Genomic DNA, 15883 nt, shown 5'->3' on the forward strand with positions numbered 1-15883 from the left:
TCTTCGCGCGCTACTTCGCGTTGGCGAGCTTCTCGGCCTCGTCGCTGGGCACTACTTGCTCCACGAATGAGTAGCCGCCGGTCTCCTTCTTCACCATGCGGATGACCTTCGTGAAGGTCTTGGCATCTGCTTTCTTCAGGGTTGCAACGGTCTTCTTTGCCATGGCTCTTCGGTCTTAGGCGCTGGTTACTTGATCTCCTTGTGAACGGTCACCTTGCGGAGGATCGGGTTGTACTTCTTCAGTTCGATCCGCTCGGAAGTGTTCTTCCGATTCTTGGTGGTGATGTAGCGGCTGGTGCCGGGCTGGCCCGACGTCTTGTGCTCGGTGCATTCGAGGATCACCTGCACGCGGTTGCCTTTTGCTTTCTTGGCCATGGCTCAATGATGTTCTTGGTTCAAGCCGCGAGATATCCCTTCGCCTTGGCGCGCTTGAGGGCTTCAGCCAGGCCGATCTTGTTGATGGTGCGCATGCCAGCGGTGCTCACGCGCAGGCTCACCCACTTCTTCTCCTCGGGCATGTAGAATTTGCGGTCCTGGAGGTTCGGAGCGAAGGTGCGCTTGGTCTTGATGTTCGAGTGCGACACCTTGTGGCCCACGGTGACCTTCTTCCCGGTGATCTGGCAGACTTTCGACATGGCGTTCTGAATTGCGGGGCGCAAATCTAGGGTTTCAGATGGAAGTTGGGTGGCTACGGGTTGAAGGTTGATGGAAGCGCTGTGTACCGTGGGATTCTTGAAGTATCGGGAGGTGGGGGCTCAACCCCTCAACCCCTCAATCTACAGCCCTCAACAACAAGGACTTGCGTAGCATGTTCAAGGCTGCCAAAGCACTGCGCTTGATCACCAGGTCACGTGATCCGGGCAAATAGACCTTGGCTGCCTGCACGCCATCCGGGCCTGCAACCGCCATCCATACGGTGCCCACTGGCTTCTCCTCGGTGCCGCCATCGGGCCCGGCCACGCCGCTCAGGGCGATGCTCCAATCGGTCTTCAGGGCCTCTCGCACCCCGGAGGCCATGCGCTCCACCACGGGCTGGCTCACGGCGCCATTCAGTTCCAGCATATCGCTGGGGATGCCGAGCTCTTCCATCTTCACCGCATTCGCGTAGCTCACCACCCCACCAATGAAGTAGGCGGAGCTTCCGGGCACTCCGGTGATCAGGTGGCTCACGTAGCCACCGGTGCAGCTCTCGGCCGTGGAAAGCGTCTCGCCGCGCTCTTTGAGGTTGCGGCCCACCACTTCCTCCAGCCGTTCCTCTCCTTCGCCGAAGATCAATTCCGGAATGAGGCGGTAGAGCTGATCGGCTTTGCGCGCGACGCGTAGGTGGGCATCGGTAGGGTCGTTGTTGGCGTAGGTGCTCAAGCGGAGCTTCACCAGGCCGGGGCTGGGCAGATAGGCCAGCTTGATGCCTTCCGCGGCCAGGCTATCTTCCCAAGCCGCAATGCGCTGGGCCAGATGGCTCTCGCCCAACCCGGTGGTGAGGATGGTGCGGTGAACGATGGTGGGCGGTTGGAAGACGCGCTTCAGATCGGGCACCACGTGCTTGAGCATCATGGCCTTCATCTCGTAAGGCACGCCGGGCATGCTCACGAAAACGCGGCCCTTGCGCTCGAACCACATCCCGCTGGCCGTGCCGCGGTCGTTCGGCACCACGGTGCAGGATTCGGGGAGGTCGGCCTGTGCCAGGTTCACCTCCAAGGGCTCTCGACCGATGCTGCGGAAGAAGGCGGCGATAGCGGCTTCGATGTGCGGGTGGCGGATCAGGCGCGTGCCGAAGTATTCGCAGAGCACCTGCTTGGTGATGTCGTCCTTGGTGGGGCCCAGGCCGCCGGTGATGAGCACGACGTCAGCCGTAGAGGTCGCGAATGCATCCAGGATCGCCTGCCGGTCGTCCCCGATCACGCGCACACGCATCGGCCTGATGCCGATGAGCGAGAGCTGCTCGCCCATCCAACCAGCATTGGTGTTGATGGTCTGCCCGATGAGCAGCTCATCACCAATGGAGATGATCTCGGCGGTGATTTCCTTCTTCAAGGTCAGGTTGTGGGTTTCAGGCTCGCTTGACGAAGGCAGGTTGGGGGTTGTTGCTTCGCGGAGCCTCGCAATGACAGGTTGAGGCGGCGCGTGCCGGCCCCAACCCGCTCAACCTTCACCTGGCGCAACCGGATCGTTTCAATTCTCCGGATAGCCGAACACCTGCTCCTTGCTGATCTTCATCACGGGTCCCAGGCGCTCCAGGGCCTTCATGTCCATGGCGCTCTCCTTGCCGATCACAAGGAAGGTGTAGGGCCTGCCCTTGATCTCATTGTCGAAGAAAGACTTCATGTCCCGGATGCTGATGGACGGTATGCGCTCGTAGGTCGTGCGGCGCGTGTCGGTATCGAGCCCGCGCTGGTTGGCCGCATCCCAGTTCCAATAGATGCTCTCCTTGGTGATGCGCGTGCTGGCGATCACCTTCAGGGCACTGGCCTTGGCGCCCTCGAACTGGGCTTCGGCCTCGGGCATCTCATTCATGAGCTTCAGCATGGCGTCCACGGCATCAGGAAGCTTATCGGCCTGTGTGCCGATGAAGGCGCGGACGTAATGGGCCTCGTCCTTCTTCGCGGGCGTGGTGTAGCTGGCGTTGGCGCCGTAGGCCAGGGCCTTGGCCTCACGGATCTCCTGGAAAACGATGCTGCTGAGCCCGCTTCCGAAGTATTCGTTGAAGAGCGATGCGATCGGGAGCTTCGCCACGTCGAACGGACCGGCCTTGCTCACCAGCAGCATCTCGGTCTGCACCATGTCATGGTCCACGAAGAGCACGCGGTTCTCGGTGGTGGGCTGTTCCTCGAATTTCACCGGCGGCGGCACCGGTTTCAGCGCGGCCGGCAACCGATGCTTCTTCTTGAGCAGCTCGGCCATCTTGTCTGCCGGGCGCTTGCCATAGTAGAACACCGCGTGTTCGTGAGCCATGATCCCCTTGATCCGGCCCACCAGGTCCTCCGGGGTTAGCATGGCGAGTTCCTTCTCGTTCAGCACATGGTTGAAGGGATTGCGCTTTCCGTAGCGCGCTTGATTGAACAGCCCGAGGTAGAGCACGCGCCATTTCTCCTTCATGGCATCCTGCCGCTGCTTGCTGATGTCGGCCAACAGCCCCGCCAGGGCCTCTTTATCCGGCTGGGCATCCGCGAGCAATTCCTCCAGCAGGTCGATGCCCTTCTCCAGGTTCGATTCGAGCCCGCTCAGGGTCACATAGCAGCGGTCTGCACTGGTGGATACGCTGAGCTGCATGCCCAGCTTGAAGAGTTCTTTCTTGAAGTCGATGGCGCTCAGGCGGCTGGTGCCCAGGAAGGGCAGGTACTCCACGGCCACGCCGAGCTCGCGGTCGTGCAGGGTGCCCATGTCAACGATATATCGCAGGCTGAAGAGGTCGTTGCTGGGGTTCTTCACCACCGCCAGGTCAGCGCCCTTCGACAAGGGCCTGCGGTCAATGGCTTTCTTGTAGTCGATGAATTCAGGCGCCACGGTTCCGCTGGGCATCTTCTCCCATTCGGCCCGCCAGGCGCTCATGCCATCACGCTTGATGTCGATCGCCGTGATCTTCGGCTTGCTCACCTTGTGCGCGCCCTTGTTCTCGCCGGTGCGCTTGTACACCAGGACATCGGGTTGGCTCAGCCGCTTGCCCACGAAGGCGGTCACGTCCTCCTTCGTGAACTGCGCCATCTGCTCGAACTGCGCCACTTCATCCTTCCAGTCCTTCCGGATGATGAAGGCATCGGTCATGGCGGCGGCGCGCCGGCTGTTGTTCTCGTTCCAATAGCGGATCTGCTGCTGCTTCAGGTCGTTCACCACGGCCCCGATGAGCCAGTCGTCGTAGTCACCCTCGATCAGGCGGTTGGCCGCAGCGAGCAAGAGGTCCTTCACCTCGTCGAGCCGCTGGCCTTCCTTGGGCTTGCCCACCAGGTTGAGCTCGCTGTAGTCGGTCTGCGCATTGGTATAGGCATAAGCCTCCAGCACCTTCTGCTGCTGCACGAGATCGAGATCGATGATGCCGGCGGTGCCGTTGCTCAGCAGGCCATCAATGACTTTGAGCATGGCGGCGTTGCGCGGGGTGTAGCCATCGAAGCGCCAGGCGAGGTTCACGGATTCTGATTCCGGCCCGAAGACTTCGGCCTTTCCGGTGCCGGGAGGTCCTTCCTTGAAGCTGAAACCGGGGACATCCCTCCGCTGCCACTTGCCGAAATGCTTGTCAACCAGGGCGATGGTCTTGTCGTAGTCGATGTCTCCGGCGAGGATGACAGCCATGTTATTCGGCACGTACCAGGTTTTGAAGAACTCATGGATCTTCACCATGCTGGGATTCTTCAAGTGCTCGCCGGTGCCGATCGTGGTCTGCGTGCCATAGGGATGCAGCGGGTACAGCAGCTCATTCTTCTTCTGGAAGAGCTGCCTGCCATCGCTGTCCTGCCCTCGGTTGAACTCTTCATAAACGGTTTCCAGCTCCGTGTGGAAGAGGCGCAGCACGCATTCCTGCATGCGCTCGCTCTCGATGGCCATCCAGCGCTCCAGTTCATCGCTCGGGATGTCGTTGATGTACACCGTGCGTTCCGTGCTCGTGTAAGCATTGGTGCCGCGCGCGCCGAGCTTCTTGATCATCTTGTCGTATTCGTTGGGCACGGCGTAGGCTGCGGCTAGCGTGCTGAGGCTGTCGATGGCGCGGTAGATCCGCTCGCGCTCGCCCTCATCCCGCGACCAGCGCCTGCGCTCGTACGCATCGCTGATCTGCTGCAGCAACGCGCTCTCCTTGGCCCAATCGCTGGTGCCGATCCGGCTGGTCCCCTTGAAGAGCATATGCTCCAGGTAGTGGGCGAGGCCCGTGGCATCGCCGGGATCGTTCTTGCTGCCTGCGCGTACGGCGATGTTGGTCTGCACGCGAGGTGCATCAGCATTCCGGCTCAGCCACACCTGTAGGCCGTTGTCGAGGGTGTAGATGCGCGCCTCGAGGGGATCCCCGGGGACGCTGGTGTAGGGGTAGGTCTTCTGCGCCTGTGAAACGAGCGCCGTGAAGAGCACTGACAAAAGGAGGCCGATGGTGCGCATGTGGTTCGAATTGGGGCGTGAAGATGCCGAAAAGCCCGGCACCGCCGGGGCTCAGCCGTGCATGGTGGGCGCGGTGCCGTAGCGGCTCACCACGCCGGCCTCATGCGCCAGGAACTCTTTCCAGCGGCGGTCCACGTCCACACGCCCGCCATGCTGGCGAGCGAAGCCGATGAAGGTGGCGTAATGCCCCGCCTCGCTCTCCATCAATTCGCGGTAGAATGCGCGCAGTTCCTCGTCCGGGCATTCCTCGGTGAGCAGCTTGAAGCGCTCGCAGCTGCGCGCCTCGATCATGGCACTGAAGAGCAGCCGGTCCACGAGGCGCTCTTCGCGCGAACCATCCTTGCGCACGAAGGCGAGCAGCTCGTTCACATAGTGGTCCTTTCGCTCAGGACCCAATTCCCAGCCGCGTGCGTGGATGCGCTCCACCACTTGGCGGAAGTGGTCAAGCTCTTCCTGCGCGATGCGCAGCAGCTCTGCCACCAGCGCGCTGTTCTCCGGGTAGCGGGTGATCATGCTGATGGCGTTGCTGGCGGCCTTCTGCTCGCACCAGGCATGGTCCACGAGCAAGGTGCGCAGGTCGTTCTTCACGAGTTCCGCCCAGCGCGGATCGGTGGGGAGCTGGAGGCCGAGCATGGCGCGAAGTAAGGGCGGGGGATGAAAGCGCGGAGCCCCGCATGTCGTGCGGGGCTCCGATCCCAGCGCGGCTACTTCGCGGTATCGTGATGGCGGCGATGCTCATCGCGCTGGGCATTCAGCGCTTCCCACTTCGCGAATTGCTCCGCAGTGAGGATGGCCTTCATCTCCGCTTGGTGCCTTTCGCGCTTCGCTTTCATCTCCGCGCGCATGGCTTCGCGCTTCGCTTCCTGCTCAGCGCGGCGTGCCTCTGAATGCTGGGCATGGGCCAAATGGAGGGCATTCACCTTCGCAGCCTGCTCTGGAGTGAGTTCGAGCACCGTGGTCAGGCGCTCGGTGCGCGCCTTTGCCATTTCCTCCGGGCTCCGCTTCACCTTGTCCTGTGCCGCAGCTGTCGCTGAGAAGAGCAGCATCGCAGCGATGATCGTGTTCCGCATGTTCGTGGTTGTTTGCGGCTGTGACGATGCCGCGCACGCAGGGTTCAACGGACCAGGACTGCGTTAACAGCGATTGGCTATCAGCCCTTCCACACGAACTCTGCATCCGGGACATCCCAGGATTTCCCCGAGCGGTCGGTAACCACTACCTCTACGCGGAACCGGGTGCCCACCGGCAGATTCGAGATCATCGCCTTCATCGATTCCGTCAGCGTGGGCTCCTTCGCATTCAGCCCGGCATCTTTCCCCTTGCAATCCCTCACACACAGGCGCAGCGAGACGATACGGGCGCCAGGCACGCAACCCACAAGGTCCACAGCCTTCATCGAGTTCCATTGCGCAGCAGTGATGTCGCCGCCGGATTTGCCAGCGATGCGGATGGCGGGCGGGCCACCGTCTTCGGGGAGAACAACGGCTGCACGTGGATGGAAGGGTGCGGCGCTAAACAGCGCGGCAGCGAGGAGAGGGATTGGATTGAACATGATGGGTGTGTTTGGTTACTCCCATCGAATGCAGGTATCACCGAATAGGTAACGGCACGGCGAACGGCCTGTCACAAGATCAGCTCAACCCGCTGATCACGCCATTCGCATCGATGTCCATGCCTTCCGCCGCAGGCACTTCAGGTAGTCCCGGCATGCGCATGATCTCGCCGCAGATGGGCACTACGAAGCCGGCACCCGCGCTGATCTCGATGTCGCGCACGGTGATGCGGAAGCCGGTGGGCGCGGCGCGCAGCTCCTTGTTGTCGCTGAAGCTGTACTGCGTCTTGGCCATGCAGATGGGCACGCCATCGAGGCCGAGCTTGCTTATCCGGCGCAAGGCGGTCTCGGCATCGCCGCTGTAGTCCACGCCATCAGCGCGGTAGATCTCGCGGGCGATGGTGGCGATCTTGTCCTTGATGGAGAGTGAGAGGTCGTAGAGCGGTTTGAAATCGCTCTGGCCTTCGTCGATCACTTTCAGCACCGCGGCAGCCAGATCGGTCATGCCATCACCGCCTTTCGCGAAGCCTTGAGCGAGCACGGCCTCGGTGCCACGCTCCTTGCAGTAAGCCTTCACCATGTCAATCTCCTCCGCTGTATCCGTGGGGAAGTGGTTGATGGCCACCACGGCCTTTACACCGAATTTGCTGATGTTCTCGATATGGCGGCCCAAGTTGGCGAGACCGGCCTTTAGCTTGTCGGGCGCGGCATTGTTCACCTCCTTCACATCCACGCCGCCGTGGTAGCGCAACGCGCGCACCGTGGCCACGATCACCGCAGCTGCAGGTTTCAATCCCGCAGCGCGGCACTTGATGTCGAAGAATTTCTCCGCGCCTAGGTCCGCGCCGAAGCCCGCCTCCGTGACCACGTAGTCGCCGAGGCTGAGCCCCAATTTGGTGGCGAGCACGCTATTGACGCCTTGCGCGATGTTCGCGAAAGGACCGCCGTGCAGGATCGCCGGGTTGCCCTCGAGCGTCTGTACCAGATTCGGCTTGATGGCGTCCTTCAACAGGATGGCCATGGCGGCTTCGGCCTTGAGGTCGCGGGCATACACGGGCGTGCGGTCCCAGCGCTGCCCCACGTAGATGTCGCCGAGGCGCTTCTTCAGGTCTTCGAACGAGGTGGCCAGGCAGAGGATGGCCATCACCTCACTCGCTGGGGTGATGTTGAATCCGTCCTCGCGCGGAACGCCGCCGTTCACGCCTCCGAGGCCGATGGTGATCTTCCGCAGCGCGCGGTCGTTCATGTCCATCACGCGCTTCCAGGCGATGGTGCGCGGATCGATGCCCAGCGAGCGCTTGCGGTTCTGCAGGTTGTTGTCAATGAGCGCGGCGAGCAGGTTGTTGGCCTTCTCGATGGCGCTGAAGTCGCCGGTGAAGTGGAGGTTGATGTCCTCCATGGGCACCACCTGCGCGTAGCCGCCGCCGGCCGCGCCGCCTTTCATGCCGAACACGGGGCCCAGGCTCGGCTCGCGCAGCACCACGATGCTCTTCTTGCCCAGCTTGCTCAGCCCTTCGTGCAGCCCGATGCTGGTGGTGGTCTTGCCTTCACCCGCCGGCGTGGGGCTCACGGCCGTGACGAGGATGAGCTTGCCCTTCGCCAGCTTCTTCTCGTCAATGAGATTGATGGGAAGCTTCGCTTTGGTGCGGCCGTAGGGCTCGATCACTTCCGGGTCGACGCCGAGGTTCTTCGCAATCTCAGCGATGGGCTTCATGCGCGCGGCTTGCGCGATCTCGAGGTCGGTGGGGAAGGGCATGGGGGAACCTTGATGTTGGAATAGGAAAGATGGAACGGACGCGGTGACCGGTCGAAGATCGCAATCGCCTTCACTCGTGCAACCCCACCCCGAAACCCGCGCTCCGCAGATCCTCCCAGAACCCCGGATAGCTCTTGGTCACCACTTGCGGGTCTGTGATGGTGATGGTACCGAACTTCAAAGCCAAGGGTGCGAGCGCCAGCGCCATGCGATGGTCATGGTCCGGGTCAAAGGGCGCATCCGCAGCGTGGGTGACACCGCCCTTCACGGCGAAGGCACCATTGGCGAAGGCGGCCTCACCGCCCAATCGGGCCATGGCATCGGCCACGGCGTGCAGGCGATCGGTCTCTTTCACGCGAAGGTTGTCAAGGCCCGTGAGCACCGCGGACTGATTGAGTGCGGCCAGGGTGAAGGCCAGAGGCTGGAAGAGGTCGGGCACGGGCATGAGGTTGCGTGGAAGCTCCTCCCACCTACCCGACGTTGCGCGATGGCTGATGCGCGCACCGTCATCTGTGAAGCGCGTTTCCACCCACGGCGACCAGAGCTGCTGCGCTTCACGATCGCCTTGCATGGTGTCATCGGTGAGGCCTTGCAGCATGATCTCGCTGCCGGGACTGAGCGAAACGATCTCGTACCAGAACGCCGCGCTGCTCCAATCGGGCGGCACGGCGATGGGCGCGGGGATGTAGTCGCCGGGATCCACGCGCACGCCATCGAGCTCCAAACGCGGATAAACGCCGAAGTGCGCGAGCATCTTCAAGGTCATGTGCACGAAGGGTTCGCTCAGCCGCGTGCCGGTCCAGCGCAGGGTGAGGCCCTCCTTCATGCGAGGCGCGATCATGAGCAAGGCGCTCAGGTATTGGCTGCTGATGGGCGAATCGAAGTGCACCTCTCCGCCTTTCAATGATCGGCCGCGCACGCGAAAACCCTCGGGCACACGGTCGATGTCGGCGCCGAGCTGTTTCAGCGCATTCACAAGGTCATCGTGCGGGCGCTCGAGCAGGCGCGGGATGCCTGTGAGGATATGCTCCTCGCCCACGCGTACGCTGGCCCAGGCAAGCAGGAAGCGGAAGGTGGTGCCGCCAGCGCCGCAGTCCATCATGCGCGGACCCTGTTCGAGCAATTCGCGCATCACGCGCGTGTCGTCGCCGTCGCTCAGGCCGGAGACGAGGCTGAGGTCTCCGCAGAGCGAAGCCATGAGCAAAGCGCGATTGCTGATGCTCTTGCTGCGGGGCAGGGCGATGCGGGCGCGGATCGGCGCGGGTGGGCGCGTGATGGTGATGGAGGACATGGGCAGCAAAGGAAGAGCCCGGCGGAGATGCGCCGGGCCCTTCTGAACAAGTTCAATGCTAATGGCGCTTACCTCTTCACCTTGACCGCGCGCTTCACCACCGGCTCGCCATCGAGCAGCAGGGTGATGTAGTACACGCCGGGTGCGAGCTTCTCCGTGCTCCAATCATACTGGAACTCACCGGCCTCTCGCTGGCCCTCGCTCAGCACCATCAGGCTGCGGCCATCGGCGCTGTTGGCCATGAGCTGCATGCGGCCCTCGCGCTCCAAGGTGCAGAAGAGCGTGGTGCGGTCCGTGAACGGATTGGGCGCAATGCGGAGCAGGCGCTCTTGGGCGGGGGAGAGTCTCTCCTCTTCAACCGCGTAGCCGGAGCGGGCGTCGCTGCCATCGGGGTTGGCGCAGCAGGCGGCTACTAGCTCCTGCGTAGCTGCAAGTTGCTCCTGCATCGCCGTGATGCTGGCTTGCTGCTCTTTGATGGCGCCGATCAGATAGGGAATCAAACCGGTGTAATTCATCGCCTTGATGGTCTCAGCCGGAGCTAATACGCTTCCCATTGAATCCAACAAAGCAGGCACTGCGACATCGCGCACGAGGTGAGGAAGCAAGGGTTCAACATCCTGGATCATGAGGCCAGCTTGGTAGCCATTCGGCAGGCCAGCATTGGGATGCTCATCCACCAAGAACTCATAGCTCATCGGGTTCAGTGCTGCGATCACATCTGAAGCACCGACGATGGGTTCCACATTGGTCTTCAGCGATTCATCAGAGGGGTTCCAAGTGCCACCAGGGATGTAACCTGCGCCGGTGACGGTGACGTCACCATTGAAGTACCCCGCCCAGTCATTCGCACCGGCGCCTGGGTAGGCCCCGTAAACGCTGAAGTTCGCCGCGCCGCCAGTAGCACTGCCGTAAACGCCGTAATTCCTTGACACGTTGCCATCGTCGGTGACGCGCGCAGTGAAGAGGCCTCCATGCGCAAGGGTGATCGTGCCCGCAGTTGCCACGGCATCGCCATGAACACCGTGCGTACTGCGCACGAACAGATCCTGATCGGTGGTGTGCCGTGCGAACACAGCATAACCATCCGCAATGCCATCACTTGACAGACCGACGTTCTTCAGATTGGACAGCACTCCTGCGGCGAACTTCAGCTCGGCCCCTCCCGCCATCGGCTGCAAGTGGCTGTCAATGCCGTAACGCCAGCCTTCGTTATCAGTCTCCACGCGCACCCGGAGTCCACCCGGTCGTTGGATGTAGTCATCGGAATGCTCGACATCGAGTTTGTAGGCCGGTTGTTGGATCCCGATGCCGACCGCCCGATCTTCCTGAGGGCAACCCGTATTGCCAAGATAGGCCGTAGCCACATCGCTGTTGGTGCCAGCAGAGCCTTGTAGCGTCCATTCGCAATCGCCGATGCCCAAGGTGTTGGCAGCACGCCAATGCACGAGGCCATCGGCGGGATTCACCACCAGCACACGGTCAAAATCGTTGTTCAGGTAGGTGTTGTCCGTGAAGTTGCGCAAGCGGATGGTGCGGTCCAAGAGATCCAACCGTTCGGTGGGGATGGCGGCTTGGCCCACGAAATCACCGATGCCCACGTAGCCGGAGGTGTTGCTCTCCGGCCAAAGACGCATGATCTCGAGTCCCTCATCGCTCTCAGCGCCTCCCCCTGCGCCCGGTGTGGTCGCAAAGCGGAAGCTCAGCGATTGCCGGTTCGCATCGAGCGTACCCTCGCTCCATTGCAGCACCGCTTGGCTCTGCCCGTTGCTGGCGCCGTACTTGTGGCCGAAGTACAAATGGTCGCTGTTGCCCGTGATGGTGATGCCGTTTCGGTGCCAGCCCCGGAAGCCCAAGGTGGGCGCGTATATGCCTGGCGTATTGGTGCCGGCACCATCGACCATGTGGAACCGGCTGAAGGGGCCGGGCGAACCAGAGCCTGTGGTCCAGTCGAAGAATTGCTGCCGCCCAGCAAGAGCGAAGTAGCCGGTCTGGTTGAAGGTTGCCCCATTGATCGTGGTAGTGCCAGGGCGGTAATACAAAGCGGCCCTCGGCAGCCCATCCGTGAATAGCCTCAGATCACCGGACATCGCGTCGATGTTGAAGCTATGGTCCGTGTTGCCCCGGCTGAAAAGCCTTCCGATGCCGATGTTGGCCAATCCCGGTATCGTCTTGTTCATCTGCCAACGCTGCCAGTCGATCAAATTGGGTTGCGTGGCGTGCGTCCAGAAGGTGTTCAAATGGCCCAGTTGCGCGCCATCAACCACGAGGGCGGCGGCCAAGCTAGGTGCGGTGCCCACGGTAAGGCCAGCGGGCTGTGTGGCTCCAAGGTTCACCTGCGCATCTGGAGCGAGATACGTTACGTTAAAGACCGGATCAGTAACGGGGTGATCACCATCGTTCTGCGCCAACCCCGATGAGATTGCTATGCAACCGGTGAGGCTTAGGGCTAGTGTTCGAAATGCTCCGTACTTCATGGAGAATGGGTTAGGGGGTTAGTTTGACTACTCTGATCGGCAGCACCAATTGGCCGCCTGACATTAGCTCAATAGCATATAAGCCTGCAGGGTACTCCTCCATGCTCACGAACCAATCCTCACCCGCCGTGTACCGCCGGTCGCGCACAGTTTGGCCCATACCATTTGTGATCCGAACGCGGATTGGCAACATGCCTGATTCACGCATTCGAACCCAGAACCCCTCAGTGCATGGATTTGGGAAAACATCTACCTCAAAGCCCGCATTCTGAGTAAGGCTCTGCGCGAAACTGCAATCCAAAGGGTCGAAAGCCACGCACACCTCATCTACAAGGAAGTAAGCTCCTGGGTTCGTGCCATCCGGGTTCACCTCAACGAATTGAAGGGAATCCCATGTATGGAACCGCCCAATGGAAATGTAGCGGTATGCTGAATCCGGCACGAATGTGCCTGAGAGTGTTGTCCATTCGCCAATGGTCTCAATCGGATCGGACAGCACCAGATGAGCATAATCCGGCAGTGGCGTTGTTAAAACCCATTGCTGCTCCGTCGTTGTGAACCGCACACCCACCTTGTCACAGGTGTGGCGATAATTGATCTGTGTCCCTCCAATACCTGCTGCGAGCTTCAGCGAAACGTGAATAGGGACGCCGATGTCTAATTCTTGGGTAAGCTCCGCCCCAAGGATTTCAACGGCGTCTTGGAATGGAAGTGCTGCATTAAAACCACAATATGCGTCGCCGTGGGAAGGCAACTGGTTCACGACAATGTTCTGCGGAACACCATTCAAGTTTGATTTACTGCACGAATGGAAGTAATCAGGCGTATAGTACCACGTTTTCCAGCCTACACAAGAATCGACCTGTGCCAGAGCCCAAGGGCATGTGATATACTCCTCGAAACTCCCGTTCGGCACCAGGTTCTGGGCTGGTGAGCGCGTAACACTCGAGGCGAGGGCAACCAGCGTGAGCAGAGAAATGCAGGCGTGCTTCATGACCATGTGGTTTGAAGCGAAGAAGGTACGTCGCCGCCAGCGATCAAAACCCGGCGTTCGGGCGTCGGTGGTACTTTGCCCGGTTGAAAACCTATGCCAGTCGGCCAGTCGGCCAGTCGGCCAAACGCAGCAGTTGGCCAGCACAGCAGTGTTGGCCTTGAATCGTTGCGAAGTGCGATGCTGCTAATGCGTTGTTCGCCGAAGCCACTTGTAGCCGAGGCGCGACAGGCGCTCACAAGCTATAGTTCCACTTTCCGGAAATCGAACTATGAGTTATGCACTCTGTGCGAACCAGTTATGAACCAATGTCACCCAGTCACCTCAACATGCAGGAGCTCCGCCCGCCTCAGCCCCGCACCAGCAGCCGGTAATGATCCAGCGCCTCCTTCACTTGCGCGGCGTTGATGGCCGCATCGACCTGCGCGCTGCCGATGCCCGTGAGCAGCGCGAATCGGAATTGCCCCGCGCTGTTCTTCTTGTCATTGCGCATGAGCTCGATGATCCGGTGGTCCTCATCGCCCTGCAAGGCGAATGGCTTGTACAGCGATAGCAGATGCGCGGCGATGCGATCGCTGTCCTCGCGCGGCAGCAGGCCCTGGCGCCAACTGAGCCAGGCCTCGCAGATCATGCCCATGGCCACGGCTTCACCGTGCAGCAGCGCGCGCTGCGGGCTCTCCCAGGAGTAGGCCTCGATCCCGTGCCCGATGGTATGCCCGAAGTTCAACAGCTTGCGCATGCCGCTCTCGCGCGGGTCGGCAGCTACCACTTCGGCCTTGATCGCCGCGCTGCGCGCCACCAATGGCGTGAGCGCGGCGAGGTCGTGCAGCGGCGCTTCACGCAGCGCTTCGTAGTGCGATGCATCACGCACGAGGCCGTGCTTGATCATCTCAGCCACACCGTTGAGCAGTTCGCGCTTGCCCAGGCTTTTCAGGAATGGCACGTGCACGTAAACGCCCAGGGGATCGTGGAACACGCCCACCACGTTCTTCACGCCGCCGAGGTCGATGCCCGCCTTGCCGCCGATGGACGCATCGACCATGCCCATGAGCGTGGTGGGCACGTGCATGCAGCGGATGCTGCGCTTGTACGCGCCGGCGATGAAGCCGCCGAGATCGGTGACCACGCCGCCGCCCAGGCAGATCAGCAGCGCCTCGCGATCGGCCGCGCGCGCTATGAGGTGCTGCCAGATGTCCTGGCACACCGCCAGGCTCTTGCTCGCCTCCCCCGCCGGCACGCCGATGGTCTCCGCTTCGCGCAAGCGCGGCGCATGGGCCAGCAGTTCCGGCAGGCAGTGCCGAAGGGTATTCTCATCGCCGAGGATGAAATGCGCAGTGGCCTCAGTCTCCTTCACATCACGGTCGAGGGCACGCAAGGCATCGGCGCCGAGCGCCACCGGATGGCGGCCGGCATCCATGACGATTGCTTCCACGCGCTTCGGGACCATCTCTACTTTTGGCCGCCCTTCAATAAGGCCTTCCGGCCAAAGGAACGAAGGAAGCCCTCATGCCGTCCACGGCCCCAGCGCCACCCATCACGGTTCCCGATCTCGGCGATACCCGCATCGCTTTCCGCCAATACACCGATCGCGGCCTGCTGCGCGCCTATTGGCTCTTCCGCATCATCGGCATCCCCTGGCTCAACGCCGCAGGCCGCGTGCTCACGCAAGCCGCCCTTGCGCTGCGCCTGCCGATTGCTTGGGCGGTGAAGGCCACGCTCTTCAAGCATTTCTGCGGCGGCGAGACGATTGATGAGAGCCTGCTCACCGCGCAGAAGCTCGGCGATGTGGGCGTGGGCACCATCCTCGATTACAGCGTGGAGGGCCAGGAGGACGATGATTCATTGGATCATACGCGAGACGAGATCCTGCTCACCATCGCCGCCGCCAAGCAGCGCACGGACATTCCCTTCAGCGTATTCAAGGTCACGGGCCTATCGCCCACGGCGCTGTTGGAGAAGATCAGCAAGAACGACGCGCTCAGCGCGGATGATGCGCACGAATGGCAACTCGTGCAAGGACGGGTGGAACGGATCTGCCAAGCCGCGCACGATGCAAGCATCCCCGTGCTCATCGATGCCGAGGACAGCTGGTACCAGCCCGCGATTGATGCGGTGGCCACGCAGATGATGGAGCGATTCAATGCGAAGAGCGCCATCGTGTTCAACACCATACAGCTCTACCGCCACGACCGGCTTGCCTTCCTGAAGGAGTCGTTCGCGGCGGCTGAAAAAGGCGGCTACCACCTTGGCGTGAAACTGGTGCGCGGCGCCTACATGGAGAAGGAGCGCGAGCGCGCGGCGGAGAAGGGCTACCCCTCTCCCATCCATGCCGACAAGGCCGCAGTGGACCGCGACTACGATGAGGCTTTGCGCTTCTGCGTGGCGCACATCGATCGCCTGGCCGTGATGGCCGGCACCCACAATGAGCAGAGCTCCCTGTTGCTCGCGCGGCTCCTTGAAGAGCATGGCATCGCGCGAAACGACCGCCGCGTGTGGTTCGCGCAGCTCCTGGGCATGAGCGACAACATCAGCTACAACCTGGCCGAAGCCGGCTACAAGGTGGCCAAGTACGTGCCCTACGGACCGGTGCGCGCCGTGCTGCCCTACCTGATCCGCCGCGCGCAGGAGAACACCAGCGTGGCCGGGCAGATGGGCCGGGAGCTGAAGCTGATCATCGAGGAAAGGACGAGGAGATCGAAGCGTTGAAGCGGGCTGCGCGCGCCGCACGGCATCGGGCTGC

The 15883-nt window shown here is 61.7% G+C and carries 14 protein-coding genes; 1 reads left to right on the top strand and 13 read right to left on the bottom strand.

Annotated features, from left to right (window positions below):
• Window positions 1–10 precede the first annotated feature (10 nt).
• The 13 genes from IPM12_07920 to aroB all read right to left on the bottom strand — a co-directional run bounded on the left by IPM12_07920 (window position 11) and on the right by aroB (window position 14560).
• A complete protein-coding gene (locus tag IPM12_07920) occupies window positions 11–163 on the bottom strand; it encodes a DUF4295 family protein (GenBank protein ID MBK9147729.1) in 153 nt (50 codons plus the stop codon).
• Between the two features lie 23 nt (window positions 164–186).
• Window positions 187–375: a 50S ribosomal protein L33 gene (gene rpmG / locus IPM12_07925; protein ID MBK9147730.1), complete on the bottom strand. Its 189-nt coding sequence runs from the start codon at window positions 373–375 to the stop codon at window positions 187–189.
• 20 nt (window positions 376–395) lie between these two features.
• Window positions 396–635 (bottom strand): 50S ribosomal protein L28, encoded by a 240-nt coding sequence (gene rpmB / locus IPM12_07930; protein ID MBK9147731.1) that lies wholly within the window; start codon window positions 633–635, stop codon window positions 396–398.
• Window positions 636–771: 136 nt separating this feature from the next.
• Window positions 772–2034: a competence/damage-inducible protein A gene (locus IPM12_07935; GenBank protein MBK9147732.1), complete on the bottom strand. Its 1263-nt coding sequence runs from the start codon at window positions 2032–2034 to the stop codon at window positions 772–774.
• Window positions 2035–2172: 138 nt separating this feature from the next.
• The gene (locus tag IPM12_07940; protein ID MBK9147733.1) at window positions 2173–5079 is read right to left on the bottom strand and encodes an insulinase family protein; all 2907 of its coding nucleotides are present in this window, start codon (window positions 5077–5079) and stop codon (window positions 2173–2175) included.
• A gap of 51 nt (window positions 5080–5130) precedes the next feature.
• A complete protein-coding gene (locus tag IPM12_07945) occupies window positions 5131–5712 on the bottom strand; it encodes a tRNA-(ms[2]io[6]A)-hydroxylase (protein ID MBK9147734.1) in 582 nt (193 codons plus the stop codon).
• Window positions 5713–5783: 71 nt separating this feature from the next.
• The gene (locus IPM12_07950; GenBank protein MBK9147735.1) at window positions 5784–6149 is read right to left on the bottom strand and encodes a hypothetical protein; all 366 of its coding nucleotides are present in this window, start codon (window positions 6147–6149) and stop codon (window positions 5784–5786) included.
• A gap of 80 nt (window positions 6150–6229) precedes the next feature.
• Window positions 6230–6631: a hypothetical protein gene (locus IPM12_07955; GenBank protein MBK9147736.1), complete on the bottom strand. Its 402-nt coding sequence runs from the start codon at window positions 6629–6631 to the stop codon at window positions 6230–6232.
• Between the two features lie 79 nt (window positions 6632–6710).
• Window positions 6711–8387, bottom strand: coding sequence for a formate--tetrahydrofolate ligase (locus IPM12_07960; GenBank protein ID MBK9147737.1), 1677 nt, complete (start codon window positions 8385–8387; stop codon window positions 6711–6713).
• 70 nt (window positions 8388–8457) lie between these two features.
• Complete coding sequence (locus IPM12_07965; protein MBK9147738.1) at window positions 8458–9678, bottom strand: 3-phosphoshikimate 1-carboxyvinyltransferase; 1221 nt, start codon at window positions 9676–9678, stop codon at window positions 8458–8460.
• Between the two features lie 68 nt (window positions 9679–9746).
• On the bottom strand, window positions 9747–11957 hold the full coding sequence (locus IPM12_07970; protein MBK9147739.1) for a tail fiber domain-containing protein: 2211 nt from the start codon (window positions 11955–11957) through the stop codon (window positions 9747–9749).
• Window positions 11958–12162: 205 nt separating this feature from the next.
• On the bottom strand, window positions 12163–13146 hold the full coding sequence (locus tag IPM12_07975) for a hypothetical protein (GenBank protein ID MBK9147740.1): 984 nt from the start codon (window positions 13144–13146) through the stop codon (window positions 12163–12165).
• A 346-nt stretch (window positions 13147–13492) separates the two neighbouring features.
• The gene (gene aroB / locus IPM12_07980; protein ID MBK9147741.1) at window positions 13493–14560 is read right to left on the bottom strand and encodes a 3-dehydroquinate synthase; all 1068 of its coding nucleotides are present in this window, start codon (window positions 14558–14560) and stop codon (window positions 13493–13495) included.
• Window positions 14561–14649: 89 nt separating this feature from the next.
• Between aroB and IPM12_07985 the strand changes: the two genes are divergently transcribed.
• Entirely contained in the window at window positions 14650–15849 is a 1200-nt protein-coding gene (locus IPM12_07985) for a proline dehydrogenase family protein (GenBank protein ID MBK9147742.1), read from the top strand.
• Window positions 15850–15883 lie beyond the last annotated feature (34 nt).

It is taken from the genome of Flavobacteriales bacterium (assembly GCA_016716605.1).
Lineage (GTDB): Bacteria > Bacteroidota > Bacteroidia > Flavobacteriales_F > PHOS-HE28 > PHOS-HE28.

Coding starts and splice junctions, on each gene's coding strand:
- IPM12_07920 (MBK9147729.1), bottom strand. CDS start 163: ATGGCAAAGAAGACCGTTGCAACCCTGAAGAAAGCAGATGCCAAGACC.
- rpmG (MBK9147730.1), bottom strand. CDS start 375: ATGGCCAAGAAAGCAAAAGGCAACCGCGTGCAGGTGATCCTCGAATGC.
- rpmB (MBK9147731.1), bottom strand. CDS start 635: ATGTCGAAAGTCTGCCAGATCACCGGGAAGAAGGTCACCGTGGGCCAC.
- IPM12_07940 (MBK9147733.1), bottom strand. CDS start 5,079: ATGCGCACCATCGGCCTCCTTTTGTCAGTGCTCTTCACGGCGCTCGTT.
- IPM12_07945 (MBK9147734.1), bottom strand. CDS start 5,712: ATGCTCGGCCTCCAGCTCCCCACCGATCCGCGCTGGGCGGAACTCGTG.
- IPM12_07950 (MBK9147735.1), bottom strand. CDS start 6,149: ATGCGGAACACGATCATCGCTGCGATGCTGCTCTTCTCAGCGACAGCT.
- IPM12_07955 (MBK9147736.1), bottom strand. CDS start 6,631: ATGTTCAATCCAATCCCTCTCCTCGCTGCCGCGCTGTTTAGCGCCGCA.
- IPM12_07960 (MBK9147737.1), bottom strand. CDS start 8,387: ATGCCCTTCCCCACCGACCTCGAGATCGCGCAAGCCGCGCGCATGAAG.
- IPM12_07965 (MBK9147738.1), bottom strand. CDS start 9,678: ATGTCCTCCATCACCATCACGCGCCCACCCGCGCCGATCCGCGCCCGC.
- IPM12_07975 (MBK9147740.1), bottom strand. CDS start 13,146: ATGAAGCACGCCTGCATTTCTCTGCTCACGCTGGTTGCCCTCGCCTCG.
- aroB (MBK9147741.1), bottom strand. CDS start 14,560: ATGGATGCCGGCCGCCATCCGGTGGCGCTCGGCGCCGATGCCTTGCGT.
- IPM12_07985 (MBK9147742.1), top strand. CDS start 14,650: ATGCCGTCCACGGCCCCAGCGCCACCCATCACGGTTCCCGATCTCGGC.